Origin of the sequence: Halostagnicola sp. A-GB9-2, assembly GCF_030068615.1 — an archaeon.
Classification (GTDB): Archaea; Halobacteriota; Halobacteria; order Halobacteriales; family Natrialbaceae; genus Halostagnicola.
In genome coordinates, this window is the sequence record NZ_JASJOC010000019.1 from 22,095 (window position 1) to 43,489 (window position 21,395).

At 61.7% G+C, this 21,395-nt stretch carries 19 protein-coding genes and 1 pseudogene; 13 read left to right on the plus strand and 7 right to left on the minus strand.

Annotated elements, in window-relative coordinates; translation table 11 throughout:
- Positions 1-49: 49 nt before the first annotated feature.
- Positions 50-1,768 carry a formate--tetrahydrofolate ligase gene (locus QNM96_RS21985; RefSeq protein ID WP_283838950.1) on the minus strand — a complete coding sequence of 573 codons (1,719 nt, stop codon included), beginning with the start codon at positions 1,766-1,768 and terminating at the stop codon, positions 50-52.
- Positions 1,769-2,114: 346 nt separating this feature from the next.
- Here QNM96_RS21985 and folP point away from each other — a divergent pair, with 346 nt between their 5' ends.
- From folP to QNM96_RS22005, 4 genes are all read left to right on the plus strand, one after another.
- The gene (folP, locus tag QNM96_RS21990; RefSeq protein WP_283838951.1) at positions 2,115-4,580 is read left to right on the plus strand and encodes a dihydropteroate synthase; all 2,466 of its coding nucleotides are present in this window, start codon (positions 2,115-2,117) and stop codon (positions 4,578-4,580) included.
- A gap of 389 nt (positions 4,581-4,969) precedes the next feature.
- Positions 4,970-7,504 carry an FAD-dependent oxidoreductase gene (locus QNM96_RS21995; RefSeq protein ID WP_283838952.1) on the plus strand — a complete coding sequence of 845 codons (2,535 nt, stop codon included), beginning with the start codon at positions 4,970-4,972 and terminating at the stop codon, positions 7,502-7,504.
- 49 nt (positions 7,505-7,553) lie between these two features.
- Positions 7,554-8,327 carry an electron transfer flavoprotein subunit beta/FixA family protein gene (locus QNM96_RS22000; protein ID WP_283838953.1) on the plus strand — a complete coding sequence of 258 codons (774 nt, stop codon included), beginning with the start codon at positions 7,554-7,556 and terminating at the stop codon, positions 8,325-8,327.
- Positions 8,324-9,295, plus strand: coding sequence for an electron transfer flavoprotein subunit alpha/FixB family protein (locus tag QNM96_RS22005; protein ID WP_283838954.1), 972 nt, complete (start codon positions 8,324-8,326; stop codon positions 9,293-9,295). Before QNM96_RS22000 ends, QNM96_RS22005 begins: the two co-directional genes overlap by 4 nt.
- A gap of 347 nt (positions 9,296-9,642) precedes the next feature.
- On the opposite strand, the pseudogene QNM96_RS23010 reads toward QNM96_RS22005, so the two are convergent.
- Positions 9,643-9,843 (minus strand): annotated as a pseudogene (locus tag QNM96_RS23010) (hypothetical protein); the annotation flags it as partial.
- A 192-nt stretch (positions 9,844-10,035) separates the two neighbouring features.
- Here QNM96_RS23010 and QNM96_RS22015 point away from each other — a divergent pair.
- Genes QNM96_RS22015 through QNM96_RS22045 form a run of 7 tightly spaced genes read left to right on the plus strand, consistent with a single transcriptional unit; the run spans position 10,036 to position 13,724 of the window.
- Positions 10,036-10,374 carry a metalloregulator ArsR/SmtB family transcription factor gene (locus QNM96_RS22015; RefSeq protein ID WP_283838956.1) on the plus strand — a complete coding sequence of 113 codons (339 nt, stop codon included), beginning with the start codon at positions 10,036-10,038 and terminating at the stop codon, positions 10,372-10,374.
- A complete protein-coding gene (locus QNM96_RS22020) occupies positions 10,371-10,832 on the plus strand; it encodes an SRPBCC domain-containing protein (RefSeq protein ID WP_283838957.1) in 462 nt (153 codons plus the stop codon). Before QNM96_RS22015 ends, QNM96_RS22020 begins: the two co-directional genes overlap by 4 nt.
- A complete protein-coding gene (locus QNM96_RS22025) occupies positions 10,829-11,731 on the plus strand; it encodes an SRPBCC family protein (protein ID WP_283838958.1) in 903 nt (300 codons plus the stop codon). The genes QNM96_RS22020 and QNM96_RS22025 overlap by 4 nt, the downstream gene beginning before the upstream one ends.
- Positions 11,728-12,234 carry an SRPBCC domain-containing protein gene (locus QNM96_RS22030; RefSeq protein ID WP_283838959.1) on the plus strand — a complete coding sequence of 169 codons (507 nt, stop codon included), beginning with the start codon at positions 11,728-11,730 and terminating at the stop codon, positions 12,232-12,234. Before QNM96_RS22025 ends, QNM96_RS22030 begins: the two co-directional genes overlap by 4 nt.
- Positions 12,231-12,926, plus strand: coding sequence for a GyrI-like domain-containing protein (locus tag QNM96_RS22035; protein WP_283838960.1), 696 nt, complete (start codon positions 12,231-12,233; stop codon positions 12,924-12,926). Before QNM96_RS22030 ends, QNM96_RS22035 begins: the two co-directional genes overlap by 4 nt.
- Positions 12,923-13,057 carry a hypothetical protein gene (locus tag QNM96_RS22040; RefSeq protein WP_283838961.1) on the plus strand — a complete coding sequence of 45 codons (135 nt, stop codon included), beginning with the start codon at positions 12,923-12,925 and terminating at the stop codon, positions 13,055-13,057. The genes QNM96_RS22035 and QNM96_RS22040 overlap by 4 nt, the downstream gene beginning before the upstream one ends.
- A gap of 1 nt (position 13,058) precedes the next feature.
- Positions 13,059-13,724, plus strand: a complete 666-nt coding sequence (locus QNM96_RS22045; RefSeq protein ID WP_283838962.1) for a dihydrofolate reductase family protein — start codon at positions 13,059-13,061, stop codon at positions 13,722-13,724.
- Between the two features lie 84 nt (positions 13,725-13,808).
- On the opposite strand, the gene QNM96_RS22050 is transcribed toward QNM96_RS22045, so the two are convergent.
- The 5 genes from QNM96_RS22050 to QNM96_RS22070 form a co-directional block, all read right to left on the minus strand.
- On the minus strand, positions 13,809-14,213 hold the full coding sequence (locus QNM96_RS22050; protein ID WP_283838963.1) for a VOC family protein: 405 nt from the start codon (positions 14,211-14,213) through the stop codon (positions 13,809-13,811).
- 350 nt (positions 14,214-14,563) lie between these two features.
- On the minus strand, positions 14,564-15,025 hold the full coding sequence (locus tag QNM96_RS22055; RefSeq protein WP_283838964.1) for a hypothetical protein: 462 nt from the start codon (positions 15,023-15,025) through the stop codon (positions 14,564-14,566).
- A gap of 1,053 nt (positions 15,026-16,078) precedes the next feature.
- Positions 16,079-17,233 carry a cobalamin-independent methionine synthase II family protein gene (locus QNM96_RS22060; protein ID WP_283838965.1) on the minus strand — a complete coding sequence of 385 codons (1,155 nt, stop codon included), beginning with the start codon at positions 17,231-17,233 and terminating at the stop codon, positions 16,079-16,081.
- Positions 17,234-17,458: 225 nt separating this feature from the next.
- Positions 17,459-18,433: a lactate dehydrogenase gene (locus tag QNM96_RS22065; RefSeq protein ID WP_283838966.1), complete on the minus strand. Its 975-nt coding sequence runs from the start codon at positions 18,431-18,433 to the stop codon at positions 17,459-17,461.
- A 562-nt stretch (positions 18,434-18,995) separates the two neighbouring features.
- Positions 18,996-19,361 carry a VOC family protein gene (locus QNM96_RS22070; RefSeq protein ID WP_283838967.1) on the minus strand — a complete coding sequence of 122 codons (366 nt, stop codon included), beginning with the start codon at positions 19,359-19,361 and terminating at the stop codon, positions 18,996-18,998.
- A gap of 316 nt (positions 19,362-19,677) precedes the next feature.
- Here QNM96_RS22070 and QNM96_RS22075 point away from each other — a divergent pair, with 316 nt between their 5' ends.
- On the plus strand, positions 19,678-21,258 hold the full coding sequence (locus QNM96_RS22075; RefSeq protein ID WP_283838968.1) for a dihydrolipoamide acetyltransferase family protein: 1,581 nt from the start codon (positions 19,678-19,680) through the stop codon (positions 21,256-21,258).
- Positions 21,258-21,395, plus strand: a 138-nt coding sequence (locus tag QNM96_RS22080; RefSeq protein WP_283838971.1) for an FAD-dependent oxidoreductase, incomplete at its 3' end; no start/stop codon positions are given. The genes QNM96_RS22075 and QNM96_RS22080, both read left to right, overlap by 1 nt.

The following is a 21,395-nucleotide window of genomic DNA, read 5'->3' on the forward strand; positions in this document are numbered from 1 at the left end:
TGTCCGCAGGTTCTCGATCCGGAGACGCATCTCGAGCCCGCTGTCCGGGTCAGAAGAGCCCGGAGACGTCCCCATCGGAGTGAAGATCCATCCCGGCGGCAGCAGGTTCGGCAGGAAGGCCGGGCAGCGTGAGGACGTCGGCGGTGAGCACCACGAGGAAACCGGCACCCGCCGAGGGGTAGATTTCGTTTACCTCGAGCGTCCAGTCGTCGGGCGCACCCTTGCGACTCGCGTCGTCACTGAGCGAGTGGAACGTCTTCGACACACAGATCGGGACCTCGTCGAAGCCAAGGTTCGTGAGCCGCTCGATGTCGTCTTCGGCGTCGCTGTGGTACTCGACGGCGTCGGCACCGTAGATTTCGGTGGCGACGGTTTCGATCTTCGATTTGATCGACGCGTCGACGTCATAGAGCGGTTCGAACGTCGATTCGGACTCTGCAGCCTCGACTAGGCTCTCGGCGAGGTCGATCCCACCCTCTCCACCGTCGGTGAAGACGTTCGACTCGGCGACCCTGACCTCGAGTTCGTTCTCACAGTGGCCGACGACCGCGTCGACCTCCGCGTCGGAATCGTCCGGGAAGCGGTTGAGGGCGACGACGACCGGAACGCCGAACTGCTGGAGGTTGGCAACGTGTTTGTCGAGGTTCTCGAACCCGTTGCGAACCGCGTCCACGTCTTCTGCCTCGAGTTCGTCGAGGTCGGGCGGCCACATCTCTTGGCCGTGGTACTTCAGTGCTCGCACCGACGCGACGAGCGTCACCGCGTCGGGTTCCATCTCACCGAACCGGCAGACGATGTTCATGAACTTCTCGGCGCCCAGATCGGAGCCGAAGCCGGCCTCGGTGATGAGATAGTCGGAGAGGTGGGCGGCGACCCCGTCTGCGATCAGCGAGTTGGTCCCGTGGGCGATGTTCGCGAACGGGCCGCCGTGGACGAACGCGGGCGTGCCCTCGATCGTCTGGACGACGTTTGGTTTCAACGCGTCTTTCAGCAGGATCGCAGCGGGACCCGTCGCGCCGATGTCGTCTGCGGTAACCGGGTCGCCGCTCTCGTCGTAGGCGACGATGATGCGAGCCAGCCGTTCCTTGAGATCGTCGATCCCGTCGGCGAGACAGAGGACGGCCATCAGTTCCGACGCGGCCGTCAGGATGAACCCGTCCTGGCGAGGGACGCCGGTGACGTCACCACCGAGACCGATCACGGTCTCGCGGAGCACGCGATCGTTCATGTCGATCGCACGCGGCCAGTTGACCCAGTTGACCGCGATGTCGAGTTCGTTCCCGTGTTTGATGTGGTTGTCGAGCATCGTCGCGATGAGGTTGTGCGCCGACGTGAGCGCGTGGAGGTCGCCGGTGAAGTGGAGGTTGATGTCCTCCATCGGGAGTACCTGGGAGTACCCGCCGCCTGCAGCGCCACCTTTGACCCCGAAGACGGGACCCAGCGACGGTTCGCGGATCGCGATGAGCGCGTCCTTGTCGATCTGATTGAACGCCTGTCCGAGCCCGACCGTCGTCACCGTCTTGCCCTCGCCCAGCGGCGTTGGGGTCATCCCGGTGACCAGAACGAGCTTGCCGTCAGCCGATCGTTCCTCGTGGATCCGCTCGATCGCCTCGAGTGTGACCTTTGCTTTGTGTTTGCCGAACAGTTGCAGGTCGTCCCGCATAAGCCCGAACGGCTCGACGACGTCGGCGATGTGGCTCGTCTCAGCGGACTGTGCAATTTCGTAGTCGGTCGGTATCGACTGGTCGGTTTCCTCAGAGGCTGTCATGTACAGATACGTTTCCGCGCCTGGTGTTAAGTGTTAACACACTTATAACGTTCCGGATACGACGTGGGTGGCGCGCCGAATCGCGGCGATAGCTGTCGTACAGTGCTTGGTAGTTCAGTCCCCTCTCGAGTGCCGGAAGCCGTGGTATTTCTGTGGCACGGTACCGGCGGCGGCCTGCGGATGGCGACTGGCGCGAGTTACGTCCTCAAATCGGCGTCCGAACGTGGACGGAAGCTGACGACAGAACGGACACAGCCACACGGCAGAACGTGTAAGAAAATGTACTACTTGTGGGCCGACACCGGTCAGTAGGAACTTTATTGGCTGGCGTGTGATCCACCATGTTATGGAGTACCACGAATCCGTCTCCAGGATGGAACGACTGCGACGGCTCCGTCCGGAAATGGGGACGGAAACGACCGCTGCGATGCTTTCGAATCTGGGGGATCCACACGAGGACCTGGTCGCCGTTCAGATCGCCGGATCGAACGGCAAGGGGAGTACGGCTCGCGTTCTCGACCGAATCTTCCGAGCGGAAGGGCACACTGTCGGCTGTTACACCTCTCCCGACCTGAACGACCGGCGTGAGCGTATCACGGTCGGGGGCCGGAAGATCCCGAAACACGAGGTGGTGCGGTTCGTCGAGACCGTCTGGCCCTTCGTCGTCGACCGGGCCGTTGAGGGTGCGTCGCCGACGTTCTTCGAAGTGTTCACCGCCATGGCCTTCTGGCACTTCGACCGCGAGGATGTCGACGTCGCCGTCCTCGAGGTCGGCATCGGCGGCCGCTACGACGCGACGAGCGTGGTCGATCCCGCGGCGGCCGCGGTCACGACCGTCAGCCTCGAGCACACCGACATCCTCGGCGACACGGTTGAAGAGATCGCTCGCGACAAGGCCCAGGTCGCGCCGGCGGACGCGCCGCTGGTGACCGGCGCAACGGGCGCAGCGCTGGACGCGATCCGAGAGGAGACCGACGTCGTACGGGTCGGCCTCGACGCGAAATCCGATCGCGACGGAGACTCGACCGGTCGATCAGCCGAAACAATCGACGTGGTAGCAGAAGAGACTGGGATGGTTTTGCCGACGACGTCGTCGATCTCACTGGTCGGTCCCGACTGGGAGGTCCAGAGCCGAACGCCGCTACTCGGTCGCCACCAGGCGGTTAACGCGGGAATCGCCGCCACGCTCGCCAGACAGATCGCCGGAACGTCCGAGCGAGACATTGCGGCGGGGATCCGCAACGTCCGGTGGCCGGGCCGGTTTGAAGTGATGGACGACGAGCCACTCGCGATTCTCGACGGCGCGCACAACCCCGACGCGTGTGCGACAGTCGCGACGCTTCTCGAACGGTTCGAGTACGACGACCTCCACCTCGTGTTCGGGGCATTACGTGACAAGGACTACCCGGAGATGTGTCGGATGCTCCCGGATCCCGACCGGGTCTATCTCGCCGCGGCGGACGTCGACCGTGCCCTTGGAACGGACGTGCTCGCCGAGACGTTCGACCGCGAGACGGACGCCGAGACCGATCGATTCGGGTCGGTCCTCGTCGCCCTGGATCGGGCACTCCGGACGGCTGAGCCGTCGGACTGCGTGCTCGTGACCGGATCACTCTCCGTCGTCGGGGAAGCCCGCGACTGGTGGACGCGGACGCTGCAATCGGTCCAGACGCCCACCCCAGAACGCGCTCGAGCAGTCATGCGGCGTGCGGACGTCCCCGCTTCGGAGCGCCGGGACCGCGCGGATCGGTTTCCCCACCGAACGCTTCGGTTTCATGTCCGCCAGAAGGAGGCGTCCGAACTGTGCACACTGATGGAGTCACTAGGCGGCACCTGTGCGGTCGCCGGTATCGGTGCGACGGATCTGCACGTCGAAGTCGTGCTCGGTGGCACGCTCGCGCAGTTTACGGATCTCGTCGTCCGACTGCGCGGGCGGGCGGTCGGCGGCCGTCGGTTGGCCGAACAGCTGACCGACGCGCTCGGCATCGGGGCCGACGGCTCGAGCGGCGAGTACCCGTGGAACGAGGGGACGGCGGTGATGGGGATCCTGAACGTGACGCCGGACAGCTTCCACGACAGTGACGAGTACGACGCGGTCGACGAGGCCGTCGCTCGCGCCGAGGAGATGGTCGCGGCGGGGGCGAACGTCGTCGACGTCGGCGGCGAATCGACCCGACCGGGAGCCGAGCCGACCTCCGCCGAGACGGAACGTGAGCGTACTCTTCCAGTTCTCGAGCGCCTCGGCGGGCTCGAGGCGATGGTCTCGATCGACACGCACAAACCGTCGGTCGCAGAGGCTGCGCTCGACGCGGGCGCAGACATGGTCAACGACGACACCGGGCTCGCGGACGCAGAGATGCGACACATCGTTGCCGAACGGGAGGTACCGGCCGTGCTCATGCACAGTCCCTCCGCCCCGGTCAACCCCGGTCGACAGCACACCTACGACGATGTCGTCGACGACGTGCTCGAGCGGCTCACGGAGCGTGTGCTCCTCGCCGAGCGCGCGGGGATCGATCGCTCGCGACTCGTGCTCGACCCTGGGCTCGGCTTCGGAACGACTGCCGCCGAGAGCTTCGAGTTGCTCGATCGGATCGCGGAGTTCCGTGCGCTGGGGACACCGCTGATGATCGGCCACTCCCGCAACTCGATGTTCGAGCACGCGGCGCGTCGCGACGAGGATCGAGTCGTGCCGACCGCCGTCGCAACGGCGCTGGCGGCCGAGCGCGGCGTCGATCTCGTTCGTGTCCACGACATTGTTCCGAACGCCGCCGCGATCGCCACCGCCGAGCGGACTGTCGCCGACCGGTAGCTGTTACTGTGGATCGGCGTGGGACTCCGATCGTTCGGCGCTGTGGCTCCGACTGAAATTGGCCGTGCCGTTCGTCCTGGCCCGACCACAGAATCATCGGTCGAACGGCACAACCTCTAGAACGAGGGACACGTTGTGGATGTCTTGTGAGTCGCCTCGGACGCTGCTCGACTGGTGCTCGGGGCTGTTACGGGCCGGTTCGCAAACTGGCTGTCACCATCGATCGGCGTTCGAATCGCTCGTTGTATATGTTCGGTGTCAGGTTTGCGGACGCTTAATACCCTGTGAGGTAGTACCAAACGATCGAAGATGCTACTGTACGGTACCAACTCGAGAGTAGGGATCGACTCGAGGAACGGACAGCTACGTGACGGAGGTATCGACCGACGATGAGCGACAGCGACTTCCCGTCGAGTGCGGACACAGTCATTATCGGGACGGGCATCGTCGGGAACAGTCTCACCTATCACCTCGCAGAACAGGGTCGGGACGATATCCTGTTGATGGACAAGGGGCCGCTCCCCGATCCGGGTGGCTCGACCGGTCACGCGTCGAACTTCTTGATGCCGGTCGAGCACTCGAAGGAGATGACCCACCTCACTCGCCGGAGCATCGAACAGTACGACGACATGGACACGTTCACGAACAGCGGCGGGATCGAGGTGGCCCGGACCGACGAGCGGATGGACGAACTCGAGCGACGCGTCCAGTCGGCCAAATCGTGGGGCGAAGCCGGGCGACTGCTCACCGTCGAGGAGATCGAAGAGATGGTGCCGTACGTCAATACGGACATCATCAAGGGCGGCTTCTACAGCGAGGGTGCCGGAACCTGCGATCCGCTCCGCGCTGGCGAGGTCATGCGGGCGCGGGCGGACGATGCGATGGAGGGCGGTCTGACGCTCTCGCCGAACACCGAGGTGATCGATCTGCACGTCGAGAACGGAGCGATCCAGGCCGTCGAAACTGACCGCGGGACGGTCGAGGCCGGCGAGGTTGTGATCGCCGCGGGGCTGTGGAGCCCCAAGATCGCCGAGATGGCCGGCGCCGAGATCCCCCTGACCCCAGCAGTCCACCAGATGGTCAGCGTCGGACCGATCTCGTTCTTCGAAGACTACGAGGGCGAGATTTCCTTCCCCGTCGTGCGGGACATGGACACCCAGATGTACGAGCGCCAGCACGGTAACGACCTCGAGGTCGGCTCTTACCAGCACCGGCCGATCCTCTGGGACGTCGAGGACATCCCCTCGATCGACGAGGCGCCGCTGTCGCCGACACAGCCGCCGCTGACCGACGACGCGTTCGAGCAGTCGATGGCCGATGCGCTCGAGATCGTTCCGGAACTGCTCGACGATCCCGAGGCCGGAATCCGCCACGAGATCGACGGGTTGCTGTCGGTCACCCCGGACGGAATGCCGCTACTGGGTCCGATTCAGGACGTCGAGGGGCTGTGGTCGTGTGCCGCGGTCTGGATCAAGGAAGCGCCCGCGATCGGCGAGGCCGTCGCCCAGTGGATGACGCGGGGCTGGTCGGACATCGACCTCCACGGCTCGGACGTCAACCGGTTCTACGAGTACGGAACCTCCAGGAAATTTGTCGAGAACCGCGCCCACGAGGGGTTCCAGAAGATCTACGGTATCGTTCACCCGGCCGAACAGTGGCAGAGTTCGCGACCGCTGCGGACCAGCCCGTTTTACGACCGGCAGGACGCCCTCGGCGCGCGGTTCTTCGAAGCCGCCGGCTGGGAACGGCCGCAGTGGTTCGAGTCCAACGAGGATCTCCTCGAGCGCTACGATGACGACCTCGAGGGGCTGAAACGACCCAACGAGTGGGACTCGCGGTGGTGGTCGCCGATCATCCTGGCCGAACATCTGCACATGCGGGACAACGTCGCCATGGTCGGGGACATGGGCTTTGGCAAGTTCGACTTCGTGGGTTCGGACGTCGTCGACTACATGGAACGGATGGCCGTCGGCCGGACCGACGTCGACGTCGGGAAGACGGTCTATACGCCGATTCTCGCCGAGAACGGCGGCTTCGTCTCGGACCTGACGATCGCCCGGCTCGGTCCCGAACACTACCGGGTCATCACCGGCGGGGCGGCGGCTGGCGGCGACCGCGCATGGTTCGGGGATCACATCGGCACGGACGAGGACGTGACGCTGATCGACCGCTCCGAGTCGCTGTGCACGCTCGGCGTTTGGGGCCCCGACGCCCGTGCGGTCGTCGATAGCGTGGTCGAGGAGGACGTATCCCACGAATCGTTCCCGCCGTACACCGCACAGGAACTCACCATCGGCGAGGTCGACTGCTGGGCGATGCGCCTCTCCTACGTCGGAGAACGGGGCTGGGAGATCTACACATCAATGGGCCAGGGCCAGCGCCTCTGGGATATCATCGCCGAGGCCGGCGAGGAGTACGATATCCGGCCCGTCGGCATGGGCGTTTACGGAACGACCGGCCGCATGGAGAAGGGGTACCGCCTCCACGGCCACGAGCTCGAACTCGAGTACACCCCGGCGGAGGCCGGACTTACGTTCCACGGCGTCAAGGACGCCAACTTCATCGGGAAGGAAGCCTACGCCGAGGCGCTCGAGGAAGACAACGCAGCCACGCTCTGTACCCTCTCGGTGGACGATCACACGTCGTCCGACGGCGAACGCCGGTTCATGCTCGGCAACGAGCCGGTACTGAACGAGGACGGCGACGTGATCGTCGACGAGGAGGGCCGGGAGTCCTACGTCACGAGCGCGGGAACCGGTCCGAGCGTCGGCAAACACCTGCTGATGGCGTACCTCCCGCCGGAGTACGCCGACGAGGGGCAGGGACTGCACGTCGAGTACATGGGCGAGCAGTACCCCGTGACCGTCGACGTCGTCGGGAGCGAGCCGCTGTTCGATCCGGAGAACGAACGGATCCGCAGCTAGCACAGCACGCGAACCACACCGAGGCCGTCTGCGGCCTCCCATCCACACAATGAACGTACTAGCCTGTATCAAACGGGTACCGAACACCGGTGCAAAGATCGTACTAACGGACGACAACCAACGGATCGACACGAGTAATCTCGGGTTTACCATGAGCCCGCACGAGGAGTGTGCCGTCGAGGAAGCCATCCAGCAAGTCGAAACCCATGGCGGTTCGACGCACGTCCTCACGCTCGGCCCGGAGGAAGCGACCGAACAGCTCCGGACGGGACTTGCCATGCGGGCCGACGAGGCGACGCTGCTCGAGACTGACGGCGAGGAGTGGGGCCCCCGGGAGACCGCGTCGGCCATCGCGACCGCCATTCGCGACCTGCCCGAGGACGACGCCGAGTTCGACCTGCTGCTGTTCGGGAACGAGTCGGCCGATATGGCCAACTACCAGGTCGGCGTCCGCGTCGCGACCGAACTCGATCTCCCCTGCGTGACGGGGATCAAATCACTCGAGGTCGAGGACGGCGTGGCGACCGCGAAACGCGAGATCGGCGGCGGCGAGGAAGTGTACGAGATCGACCTGCCAGCGGTCGTCTCGGTAAAAGAAGGGATCAACGAGCCCCGATACGCCTCGATGCGCGCCAAGATGCAGGCGCGTCGCCAGGAGGTCGGCCGCCTCGAGCCCGATCGGACGGAGGCTCCGGGCACGTTCGAGAAAACCCGCCTGGAGGCTCCCGAAGCGGACGACTCCGACGCCATGGTTCTCGGCGAGGGGACCGATGCTGTCCCGGAGATCGTCGAACTACTCGAGTCGGAGATCGAAGTACTATGATCCTCGGATTCGTCGAACACGAAAGCGGCGTTCCCGAAGAGACCTCCCTCGAGATGCTTACCATGGCCCGCGAGCTCGCTACGGACGAAGAGGCGGTGCTTTGCGCCGTCGTCTTCGGTGACGAGGGGGCCGCCCTGAAAGACGAGCTCGGCCCGTACGGCATCGAAGAAATTCACCACGTCACTCACGACCGCCTCGAGGGCTACGCACCGGAGGGGTGGGGTGAAAGCGTCGCCCAGCTCGTCTCTGATCTGGGCGCGAGCACGGTCGCGGCCGCCGGGACGGATCGTGGGCACGAAGTGCTGGCCCACGCCGGTGCCACGCTCGACGCCCCGATGGCCACCAACTGCGTCGACGTCACCGGGGCGGGAGAGAGCTACGAGGTGCGCCGTGACCGCTGGGGCGGTAGCCTCGTCGAGCACGCCCGCCTCGAGGGTGAGACGAAGCTGGTGACCGCCGCCGAGCACGAATACCCGATCGAGGAGGCCGCGTCGACGACCGAGCCGACGGTCAACGAGTTCACGCCGTCGCTCGAGGACGCCCATCTCCGGGTCCGCGTCGAGCGAGTCGAGACGGCAGACGAGGAGGGTATTCCCCTGGGCGAAGCCCGTGTCGTGGTCGGCGGTGGCCGCGGCGTCGGTGGCCCGGAGGACTACGACAAACTCGAGGAGTTGGCCGATCTGCTCGGCGGAACGGTCGGTGCGTCGCGGGCCGCGATCAACGAGGGCTGGCGGCCCCACGACGATCAGATCGGGCTAACCGGCGCACAGATCAGTCCCGACATCTACATCGCCTGTGGGATCAGCGGCGCGGTCCAGCACATGGTCGGCTGCAAGGGTGCCGACAAGATCCTCGCGATCAACACCGACTCGGAGGCCGCCATCGTCCAGAAAGCCGACTACGCCGTGATCGGCGACCTTCACGAGGTCGTTCCGGAGTTGACCGATGCGATACGCGAGGTGACGTAACTGACGGCGCCGTCGCACTCGAATTCGATCACGAATACGGTTCGTTCGCTACGCTTCGCCAGTCGGTCCTCACCGAGCCGGCACCGAAAGAGAGCCCACGGACGAGTGGTGCCCTGGCTCCGACGAGTTGGCCGCGGCACAAGCTATCTCTGTATTGATATATTATGGTTTGACAATGAGTGATTTACAGACGTGTGTTTGTAATTACATCGAGTATATTTCAGTTACTCGGCAACCGACCGAACTGGCCGGAACGACGTTGACCCGAAACTCTCCATTGGCTCAGCCTGACAATTATGGGGCACTTCTTGCCGACGAATCCGACTCTCGACTCGTCAACAATCACCATCAGTAGCCAGTTCGTCGACAGTCATTGATTCGTCGGGTGTGTGAAGGACTTCGAGCCCGCGGTCGTCTTGCTTTGTCAGTTCTTGGACGCGGTCCTGGATCGGCGTACTGACTCCGTATCGCTCCTCGAGTTCGGTCAAGGCTTCGTTCGCGGAGGTGACGGACTGGTCGTCGCCGAGTCGATCGATCTCCGGCTCGAGCAGAACCGACTCGGATGGTCGTAGACAAGACGATCCAACGGAGAGGAGTCCCTCCGGTCGAACTCGCCGACACCGGTCTCCGTTGAAGTGGTCTAATAGCGTCGCTGAACCTTCGTACGGAGGGTACACGAACTGGAACTTCTCCTCATTCAACTAAAAGGTTAAATAATACCGCGGCATATATTCAACTGGATGGTTGAACGAGACCCGAACGACATCGATCTTGACGCGATCTTCGGAGCCCTGGCTCACCCGACTCGGCGGGAACTCATCGAGCAGTTAGCCAGCGGACCGGAACGCGTCGGCGACCTGGCCGAGCCACACGACATGTCCCTGGCAGCAGTCTCGAAGCACTTGCAGGTGCTCGAAGATGCGGATCTCATCGACGTCGAGAAGGACGGACGCGTACGTCAGTGTCACCTGGACGCCGCTCCGCTGAGCGACGCCTTCGGGTGGCTCACTCGATACCGCGTCTTCTGGGAGGATCGATTCGACGCACTCGAGGACCATCTGGAGGAAGCAAACCAATGATAGACGACACGGCGAACACCGAAGCAGTATCCGAATCGCGCGCCGAGCACCTGACGATCAGACGGACCTTCGACGCCCCACGGGAACGCGTTTGGCGGGCGTTCACCGATCCGGACGAACTCGAGCAGTGGTTCGTACCGGAGGGCATGACGGCGGAGGTTCGCGCCAACGAACTCGAGTCTGGCGGCGAGATGGCCATCCGCTGGACGGATGGGGAGACGCACGTGGACAACGAGGGGTACTACATCGACGTTGTCGAAGCCGAACGCCTCGTTTCGGGCGAGGAGACCGAGGCTGGCGAACTCCGTCTCACGTACGAGTTCCGCGACGTCGGCGGCGGCACCGAGGTCGTGATCACCCAGGAGTTCCCCGGTCCGGTTCCCGACGGTGCCAAAGCGGGCTGGACGGGCATGCTCGCTCAACTGGCGGAGGTACTCGAGGAGGGATCGAACCGATGACGGACGTTCCGACGCCGGAAACGCGAACGATGACAGTGAGTCGCGTGATCGAGGCGTCGCCCGAGCGGGTATACGACGCCTTCCTCGATCCGGACGAACTCGCAGCGTGGTTGCCGCCGACCGGTTTCACGGCCGAGGTCCACCACCTGGAACCGGAGGAAGGCGGCACGTACCGCATGACGTTCTACGGCGACGCCGAAGAGGTCGCGGACTTCGAGCAGTCGTTCGGCGGGACCTACGTGGAGCTCTCTCGAGGCGAACGGATCGTCCACACGGACGAGTTCGAGAGCGACGAACCGGAGATGGCCGGCGAGATGACGGTCACCGTCACCTTCGAAGCAGTTGCCGACGGGACGGAGGTCACCGTTCGTCAGGAAAACATCCCCGAGGCGATTCCACCCTCGGATGCGAACGAGGGATGGAACGACTCCCTCGAGACCCTGGCGGATCTCGTGACGGCGGGTTCCTCGCTCGAAACGACGGAGACGAGCCTGACCGTCCGGCGCACCGTCAACGCGCCGACCGAGGCCGTCTGGCGAGCGTTCACCGACCCCGACGAGGTTGGTCGGTGGTACGGATCGGACATGATGGACGTCGAGATTCACGCGCTCGAGGCCGAACCTGGGGGTTCGTTCTCGATCACCATGCGTAACGACGAGGACGACCACGACATCGAGTGCGAGTTCCTCGAGGTGATCGAGCGCGAGCGCCTCGTCCACACCTGGTACGTCGGTCGAGTCACGGTAGAATTCGACGAGGTCGGTCAGGGCACCGAGGTCGTGCTCACTCACGAGGGTCTTCCGGACCGAGAGACCACCGAGGAACACGCCGAGGGATGGATGGCGGCGATCGAAACGGTGGCGGAGACAGTGCGGAACGAAGAGACCCGAGAACGATGACCGAAGACACGACCGGCGAGCACGAATTCGACCCGAGCGAGTACGACACGACGATCACGCGAACCTTCGACGCCCCCCGCGAAGCGGTGTGGGCGGCGTGGACCGATCCCAACCAGGTAGCCGAGTGGTGGGGCCCCCAGGGATTCACCGTCCCCGACTGTGAGGTGGACGCGCGCCCCGGTGGCGCATTCAGCATCGATATGGAAGCGCCCGACGGCACCGTTTACCCCGACGAGGGGGTGTTCCACGAAGTTGTCGATCCCGAGCGGCTCGTGAGCACGAGTCGGGCGTTCGAGGACGACGACGGTGGCTACCAGCTCGAGGTCCGAAACACCGTCACGTTCGAGGACGACGGCGATCAGACGCATCTCACGCTGGAAGCGGAAGTCGTCTCGGCGACGCCGGCGGTGGAGGAGTCCCTCGGCGGGATGGAAATGGGCTGGAGCCAGAGCTTCGAGAAGCTCGAGGAATACCTCGACGAGTCGGGAGACGCTCGCACATGACGGCGACGACCCCATCTCTCGAGCACCGCAGCGATCGTCCCTGCGTGGAGATCCCGATCGAGGCCACGCTCGCCGAGTGGGGGCAGGTTAACGCGCTCGTCGGAGAGCTCCTCGAGTGGCTCGAGCGCCACGAAGAGCCACTTGTTGGTGCCCCGTTCTACCGGTATCGGGTCCTCGGCGACGAGACGAGGCCGTTCGAGCTCGAGGTTGGCGTCCCGACCGAGGGGCGACTCGACGGCGACGATCGGGTGCAGCCTGGAACGATCCCCGCCGGCACGTACGCGATCCTAGTACACGAGGGAGATCCCGACGATCTTCCCGGCCGACACGCGGCGCTCGAGGACTGGGCGGAGGCGAGCGGACACGATATCGCCCGTCGAACGGACGGCGAGACAACCCGATGGGAGGGACGATACGAGCATTTCCAAACCGATCCGACGGCGGAATCCGATCGATCGAAGTGGATCACCGAAATCACCTACCTGCTTCGAGACGACTTCCCCGAGGAACTGACCGCGCCGACACGCCGCGCTCTCGCCGGGGCCGGCTACTCCCGCCTCGACCAGTTGGACGGGGCCGACCCGTCCGAAATCGAGGCGTTGCACGGAATCGGCCCGTCGGTCCTCGAGACGTTACAGGACAGTCTCGAATCGGAAGAAATGGGGTTCGCAGACGGAGGAACTCGACCATGAGCTCCGACCCCGCGAAGGCAGCGAAACTCACGGCGGCTGCGTTCGAAGCGGACCTCGAACCGCTCCGAACGGACGAGCACCTGGCGGCGAACGGAGGCGACGACGAAGCGGCGAGTGGAGGTGGACCCTGAGATGACCGAGGTCCGTGCCAGCATCTCGGTCTCGGTCGACGGCTTCGTCGCCGGGCCGAACGACAGTCGCGAGAATCCCCTCGGCGACGGCGGCGAGCGCCTCCACGAGTGGATCTACGACCTCGCGAGCTGGCGGGAGGTCCACGGTCTCGAGGGCGGCGAGACGGGTCGGGCCGACGAGATATTCAGCGAGTCGATCGAGAACGTCGGCGCGGTGGTGATGGGTCGGCGGATGTTCGACAACGGCGAAGGACCGTGGCAAGACGACCCGTTCGAGGGTCACTGGGGCGAGGATCCACCCTTCGGCGTGCCGGTGTTCGTGCTCACGCACCACGAGCGAGAGCCCCTCGAACTGGGCGAAACGACGTTCACATTCGTCACCGAAGGGATCGAGTCCGCGGTCGAACTGGCGAGAGAGGTTGCGGGCGACGCGGAGGTTTCGGTCGCTGGCGGTGCGAGCACGATCCAACAGTGCGTCGAGGCGGGTTTGCTCGACGAACTCGAACTCCACCTCGTGCCGGTGGTGCTCGGTGACGGCGTTCGGCTGTTCGGACGATCGGATCACGACGGAATCGAACTCGAGCGAACGAGGGTGGTCGAGTCACCGGTCGTGACGCACCTAACCTATCGCGTTCCCCCACGAGCGGACGAACGAGAGAGACGATGACCAAACCCCGTGCTACCGAACGGGAAGAATCGACGACGGACACCGGGTCGAACGACGACGATCCGCGTTCCGCGATCGGCCTTGTTACTGATCCGGCGCTTGTACGCAGAAGCCGTTGTCCTCGGGATCGGTCATCACCGTCCAGGTTTCCGTGTGCGGGCCGATTTCCATCGTCTTCGTCTCCCCTTCCGTCGCCCCACGCTCGACGAGTCGTTCGACCGTCGCCTCCCGGTCGTCCGTCGTGAGGTCCAGGTGGATGGGGATCGATTCGGTCGGCGTCTTCGGCTTCTTCTGGAAGAGTAGCCGTGGTCCGTTGTCGTCGGGATCGACGATCGCAGCAGCACCGTTGGGATCACGACCTGCGTCCTCCCACGCTTGCTGGAACTCGGCCGGCCACTCCTCGCGTTCGTACTCGAGTGCGCTTGCCCAGAAGGTTGCCAGTCGGTTGGGGTCCGTACATGCGAACGTGACGTTACCAATGGATGTCATAGCTGTTGTTCCTCGATTACTCGACGGAATCCACAACCAAGACGGTTCGTCTTAGAGTGGAACTGAAACGACCGCGCTCTAGATCACTCGGAATCATGCTCCCAGCGTCTGGCTCGAAGTGCCATACGCGCGTTACCCGTAGGGGGCCACGGGGTGCCTGTCGCGATTTCCCGCGGATCAGCAAAACGGATGGGTGGCCGCCCAACACACCCCACCGGTACAGTATCGCATCTTTCGATGAGGTCGCACTGCCGGTCTCCCGTATGGCGGTGTCATAGGACGATTTGCATCGCCTCTCTGTGACTACCCGACGAACAGTACGTACAGAGGAGATAGTTATCGACGACCTCTCAATCGTGTTGAAACCAAGCGACGGCGGTTCCAATACTGTATCCAATTGTTCCGACGAAAAGAGCAAACGAGAGGCCAGATCTAACGCCCCGATTGATCCCACCCATTAGCTCGTGGTAGGCTGAATCGTACCCGTATCCCAACGTCCGAGGGTACGTATATCGGGAGGCCGCTTCCCAATCGCCGGTGAGATAGCCCACGAGCGGTGGAAAGGTATACCACCAGAAGGCGAAAAACCACAGCGAACCGATAGCCGGTAGGAGGCCTGCCCTCACCCCTCCTGCGACGATCGCGATCCCGAACGCTACGACGACCCAGCTAAGTGAGAAGCCCACATCCAGTATTTCGAGCACAAAACCACCGGAGAAGAGCAACGAGAGAGCGATCACTGCCAGTAAGAAAAGCCCACCTCTCCACCCTTCTCCGATGACGTGCGGTCGAACGCGATCGAGACCGTTCATTGCAACTGATGTGACCGTTGTCACTGATAGTTGTTTTGGCGAGGGTGAGGGTCGTTTCGCAGTCGATCTATCGGATGGTTCAGCGGAGTCGGGATGAAAAACACCTCCTCGAGAATAGTCCTATGACGGCATCACCCGTCTCGGATTTAGTCGGTAACACAGTCACACGATCCGGACGGGTTGCTTAGGGACCGCAGAGTGGAGTTCATCGAAGCCGTCTCTTCACCGCTCCGTGGACGATACCGTGGATGAGATTGTTGTGTTTGGTCGGGAGCGTGTGTTTGCTGCGTTCGATACAGGACGAGCATCGAACGCGAAGGACAGAGATATATTATCAACAATCTGTCTGTACCGGGAGAGTATCAGTATGCAGTAGCTGATTGTTCGAACCCGAATCAGTCAGCAGTTCTCGAACCAAATCGAGTAACTCGCCCTATCTAAAGGAAGACCACACGGACGGATACGAGTACGTAACGCTCTCAATTGATGGTCGGAACACGCCATTGTCATCGCAGTCGAACCGGTTCGCCGAAAGTCTACGTGGGGGTGATGATAGCGAACCGTAGCCAAATTATCAATTATCGACTTCTTTCGTTTCAGGTAACCCAATATGTCGATTTTCATAAGATGGTGGTCGATTGGGAGTTTGATCTGCCTGATTAGGAACTAAAACTTCTCTCGAGCCTCTATTTTCTAGTTAGACCTGTTTGAGAAACAAGCAGGTCGTAGAGTTTGTTTGAGACAATACTCACAGACTGCTTAGCGAGTCTTGTGCGGCGTATCGGTTAGTCTCATACCGCTCGACGACTCCAGTACGGTAGGGACCGCACAGCATGAACGCCACCCGTCGACGGACGAACCATCGACGGCTCAATCACGGTTCGCGGCGGTAATCGGGTTGATCCGATGGGCTGACGGTGACCGCGTGATCGCCGATGACCGACGGGAGTTCCTCGAGAGGCGGATCGGCTACGGTGAGGCGATAACCGATACGACGCTGGTCCCACTCGAGAAGACGCTACATCGCGATCGTTCGACCGCTTCAGCCTTCTCTCAGTGGAGACGCTCGGTCGCTATCTCGCTCCCCTCGACGAGCGCCTCGAGTTTCGCCCACGCTATTTCGGGATCGACCATGCCGATCCCGGCCTGGGTGTCGAAGCCGCAGTCGGGCGCGGCGACGATCGGCGTCGAGTCGTCGACGACGTCGGCGACCCGCTCGAGACGGTCCGCGATCGTCTCCGGGTGGTCGATGATGTTCGTTTTCACGTCGACGACCCCCGGCATTAGGGTCCACCCGTCCGGAACCGGCTGTTCGGCGAACGCGCGGTACTCGTGCTGGTGGCGCGGGTTGGCCTGTTCGACGTGCAATCCCGTGATATCGGCTTCGTATATCTCCGGCAGGAGATCGACGAGATTCGCGTCGAGATGGTGGGGCCCCTCGTAACTCCCCCAGCAGGTGTGAAGCCGGACCTGCTCGGCGGGGACGTTCTCGAGAGCTTTGTTGAGCGCCTTGACGTGGAGATTCGTGGCGTTCTTGATATCCTCGATGGGTTCGTCTGCGAATGCCGACGTCTGGCCGACGGTGAGGAGTTCAGGGGCGTCGATCTGGATGGTCATCCCGGTTTCGGCGACCAGTTCGTACTCGTCTGCCATCGCGTCCGCGACGTCGAAGAGGTACTCCTTGTAGGAGTCGTAGTAGTCGTTGACGTGCGTGGTCGTAACGATGCTCGGCGACGCTGAGGTCATGAACGTCTCCTCGTATTCGGCGTCGACGGTTGTAAGCGCCTCTCGGAACTCCTCGCATTCGGCGGCGGCCTCCTCCTGGCCGGTGTACTCGATCTCGTCGACGACGACGGGCTGCATCGAGAGGTCGATGACGTCCGTCTTGAACGTTTCATCGGCGTACTCCGGGTAATCCTCGAGGTCAGCCCAAATCTCCTGCTCGCGCTCGCCGTCGATGCCGCTGAGTCGATCTGCGACGTACCAGTTGAACGAGACTCGAGACTGCTCGCCGTTGTTGACGACGTCGAGGCCGATGTCTGCTTGGCGTTCGAGGACGGTCCGTGTGGCGTCGGTGACGGTCGCCTCCCACTCGTCTTCGTCGACGTCCGCGCCATCCTGGCGCGCTTTGAGAAGCTCGAGCAGTTCTGGCGGACGGGGGAGACTTCCGACGTGCGTCGTGCTGATTCGGTCTTCGGTAGTCGTCATTGAGTACTCGAGGATTCGTTGCGTCGGGTAGTATATCTCACGATACTCTACTGTAACCATGATCGCCTGCTAAAACCCGGGTGAAACGCCGTTCTCCGTCTTCGGAACACATCGATAGAGGGGTGTCTCCTTCCCCAGTCTTGTAACTAAACGGAGGCGACAACGTCGCTCACATCGCTGTGTCTCAAACTGTTCCAGTTATCGTATCCAAAACTCCCATTCCACTCAGTTAAAGGTATCGAGTCTGTTAATATCCGTCTGGATATTGTTATGTGCGGTTTCTACCCTCTGGGCTTCCGAACTCGAGAGGTCCCACTCTATCGTTCGTTTCACCCCGCTCTCGTTCAACTCTACCGGGATACTCAGACATCCGTCTTCCAATCCGTATTCTCCATCGACCGGAACGGAGAGACACAGGTGATCCTGAAGGGTCTCGTCGAACATGTTTCTAAGTACGCGACTCAATCCCGCGCTGGTTACCCATCGCGATGAGTCTTCTATTCCGCGACCCTCTGCGATTTTGAACGGAATCTCGAGCACTCGTTCCGTGATCTCCGCTCGTTGTTCCTCCGAGAGGCTCACGCGGTCCCCGTTTACCGTCGCTTTCGAAAAGATGGGGACGACGTTATCGCCGTGTTCGCCCATCGTCGGACAGTACACCTTGGACGGGTGAACATCATACAGCGATGCGATCGTCTCCGCGGCTCTTGCCGTTTCGGCTAACGAAAATCCGAGAAACCGCTCGCGGTCCCACTTCAATCGATCCCAGAGTCTGTACGTGATCCTATCGATCGGGTTCGTAACGACGATCACGGGCAACGGACCGATCGACCGCAACTGAGTGGCGATATTGTCGATGATCGGAACGTTTCCTGCTAGCTCTTTTTTCCGTACGTCTCCGTTCTCGGCTTCTTTCGGATCGATCTCCAGGGGGGCGCGAGCAGTAATCACTACCACATCCGGTTCTATCGTCTCGAGTTCGTCCGTTCCGATGCTCTCGATCGTTCCGGAAGCGGACGAGCCCTCCTTCGGAGAATCGGCGAAGTGATACTGGCTATGCGTAATATCTGTCGCGTGCCCCCACGCGGCATCTTCGGCTTTTTCGACGATCGTGACGTCGGCGTTTGGATTATTTGCGATAATTGTGTAAGCGAAGGTCGATCCGATCGTACTCGCTCCGCCGATAATTGCGACGTGCATTGCTGTGAAGAATCTGCGCGGTAACAATAAGCATACTGATCGCCAAACTAGAGATTTCCTTCAGTTATACCCCTCTTAGTTACTCAGCGCTCTGTAACGTTTAACTAGTGTTCGTACTTGTCTGCGGGCTACGAACCGTCTTCTACCCCTTCCGATATGGTCGGATGGTGGCTCGTCGAATACGTCCTACTGATATCTTACAAACATATGGTTGTAATATGCCTGGCAGACTGTATAAATCCCACAAACTAAATAATGAATTTTACTATGTGCGCATTTATAATTCTCTGGATCCGAGTAAATCGGAACTGCGGCATTCTACTGTCGGGCGAGATATCATCTGCCCGGTACCGTTAAATGAAACGACTTTCGAGAACAATTCTCGAGTAGAAATGTCCGAAGGAGTCTGATCCCAACTGTCTCGATTCCGAGAATGGAATCGCGGGTGGGAAACGCTTTGAAAAGGCGCGGGTGGTAGACGTTTTGTCAAGGTCCGCGCTTCGCTTTCGCTGTCTCGCCGGCCGAAACGCTTCTCACGCGCCGGTCGGCGGCACTCGCATCTTTACTCGTCGTCCGACACTACCTGAAACCGTCGACCGTCGGGGTCGCGGAAGTTCGTAATAGTCCGGCCGGTCTCTTCAACGTCGTACGGACCGACGATCGAATCGATGTCTTCCTCCGCGAGTTGCTCGGAAACCTCGTCGATATCGTCGACCCCGAAGGCGATGTGGTTGATTCCTGGGACCTCTTCACCTTCGACGGTGTGGATTTCGAAGAGCGGACCGTCCCCGGATGACGGTTCGAGTTCGAAGGACTCGCCGTGGTGTTCCGTCGTTCGAAGCTCTTCGTATCCGAGCTTCTTCAGGAATCCGGCCATTTCCTCAGCGTTACTTGCCTCTATCTCGATGTGGTCGATTTCTCCAATCACATGTGACCGGAATTTCCCTAGCCGAATATTTCTTTCGATAGTGGCAATCTATATCGATACTAGCACTGTTGACTAGTGGGTACTCCGCTTCGGAGTTCTTATCTCGTGAAGTTGGTTGCTAGTTCCGATTCGTGCTAGTGTCCCACCAAGATGGCAGTGCGAGAAGAAAACCTGCCGCGTGACCGCACGGAGAACTGTGCTACAACCGCCCCGAAATTCGTGTGAACCGTTCGGTCGTATTACTGGAATCTAGTCTCGATAACAATATCAGTCACCGAAGAGTGTATAGCACTCTGTATACGATGTACTAACACGCATGGCTATAGAGGAGTTTAAACTTCCTGACGTCGGCGAAGGCGTCGCCGAAGGTAAGCTGGTCACGTGGTTCGTCGAACCCGGCGACCACGTCGAGAAGGATCAACCGATTGCCGAAGTTGAGACGGATAAGGCGTTGGTAGAGATTCCGTCTTCGTACGAGGGCGTCGTTGCCGAACTTCGTGCGAAAGAGGATGAGACGGTACCGGTCGGCGATGTCCTCGTCGCTTTCGAAGTCGATGACGGAACCGTCGCTGAGGGATCCTCATCTGCCGAAACGGCTTCGGGTAACTCGAGCGCTTCGACCGAAACGTTGTCCGCTGACTCCGACCCGACGGGGGATTCGGCCAAACCGGCAAGCGAGACGAGCGGCGGAACCGATGTTCCCGTTCAGGACGAACGCGTATTTGCACCGCCGAGCGTCCGAAATCTCGCTCGAGAACAGGGTGTGGATCTTTCCGCGGTCCGGAGCCGGATGGACGGTTCGGCCGGTCGGATCTCCGAGTCTGATGTACGCGCCTTCACAAACTCGAACGAAGCGGTGGGCACCGAATCGGCCGCAGGTTCCAAACTGACAACAGATACTAAACCGACAGATGGTACCGAAGCCGAATATGAGTTCGAGGCACATGGAACCGGACTCAAGGAGCGTGATTCGACCCCAGCCGAACGCGTCGAAAGCGCGGACCGGGATCGAACGCTCGCAATGCCGGCGACCCGTCAACTCGCTCGCGAGAAAGACGTTGCCATAGATCGGGTTCCGGCGAGCGAAAAGCGGGAAGGAGAACCGTTCGTCACCCCTGACGACGTCGACGAGTACGTGGAGGGCGATCGAACGACGTCCGGAAAGCAAGAATCACGAGCGGTCGAACCCGACCACGATCGGCCGGGAGACCGGATTCCGTACACTGGAGTGCGGCGGACGATCGGGGAGAAGATGTCGACCTCGAAGTACACGGCTCCCCACGTCAGCCATCAAGACGAGGTCGACGTGTCGGAGTTAGTCGAAATGCGAAGTCGACTCAAAGAGGTAGCCTCGGATCGCGACGCGTCGCTTACGTACCTGCCGTTCGCGATCAAGGCGTCGGTTGCGGCGTTGAAAGAAGTCCCGGCGTTAAACGCGGAGTTGGACGAGGAGAACGACGAGATTCTTCTCCACGACGAGTACAACATCGGGATCGCCGTGGCGAACGACGCCGGATTGATGGTACCCGTGATCGACGATGCGGATCAAAAGAGCTTGATCGAGTTGGCTCGAGAGATCAACGATAAGGCCGAACGCGCTCGAACCCGTTCGATCGCGCCCGACGAAATGCAGGGCGGCACATTTACGATCACGAATGTTGGGGCGATCGGCGGCGAGTACGTTTCGCCGATAATCAATTATCCCGAGGCGGGGATCCTCGCGATGGGATCGCTGAAAGAGCGGCCGTGGGTCGAAGACGGCGAACTCGTCGTTCGAGAGACGCTCCCCATTTCGATGTCGGTCGACCACCGGATCGTCGACGGCGCGGAGGCGGCACAGTTTACGAACGAGGTCAAGCGATACCTGAACAATCCTGAACTGCTACTACTCGAATAATGGTGATGGGAGATGTGCGGACGGCGACGGATGTACTGGTAATCGGCGGCGGTCCCGGCGGCTACGTGGCGGCGATTCGGGCCGCCCAACACGGGCTCGATACGACGCTGGTCGAAAAGGACGCCTACGGCGGGACG